Origin of the sequence: Vibrio sp. 1641 (assembly GCF_033339995.1) — a bacterium.
GTDB lineage: Bacteria > Pseudomonadota > Gammaproteobacteria > Enterobacterales > Vibrionaceae > Vibrio > Vibrio alginolyticus.
Map to the genome: position 1 here is coordinate 1 of NZ_JAWOVP010000527.1, position 513 is coordinate 513.

The window sequence follows — 513 nt, forward strand, 5'->3', positions numbered from 1 at the left end:
CGAGAATCCTATTATTTGAAGGTGTAGTTCATCTGTACTGCACTGATGTATGCCGTACCTTCTGAATCAAACTTAATTTCTTGACCGGCTGCGTTAGTCTCAGTGAAAGAGCCCGACTCACTTTGTACCAATGCAAAACCAGCATCAAACGATAGGTTTTCATTCATTGCATACGTTAGACCCGCGCTGTACCACATACGGTCACTATCAGGGATACTCAATGTTGCTACACCCGCTTGCTCGTCATAAGCCAAGCCTGCGCGGAATGTCCACTCTGTGTTTAGCGTGTAAGTTGCACCTACAGAGTAACGGTTGTTGTCTTCATACTTTTCTGGTTTGAAGAAACATACGCCGCCTTTACATTCATTACTGGTCGCTTTTAGCTCTTTAAAAGTGCTCCAGTCAGTTTGTTGCCAACCGTAATGAATCGCCCATTGGTCATTAAGTTGATGGAATGCAGAAAGTTCGATAATAGAAGGAAGCGAAATCTTCAAGCGACCATCAACTTTTGCT

Annotated in this window: 1 protein-coding gene; it reads right to left on the minus strand. The window is 43.7% G+C overall.

What is annotated here, in order from left to right; genetic code table 11:
* Positions 1-11: 11 nt before the first annotated feature.
* The coding region (locus R7Z47_RS26940) for a porin (RefSeq protein ID WP_318131039.1) at positions 12-513 on the minus strand (502 nt) is incomplete at its 5' end.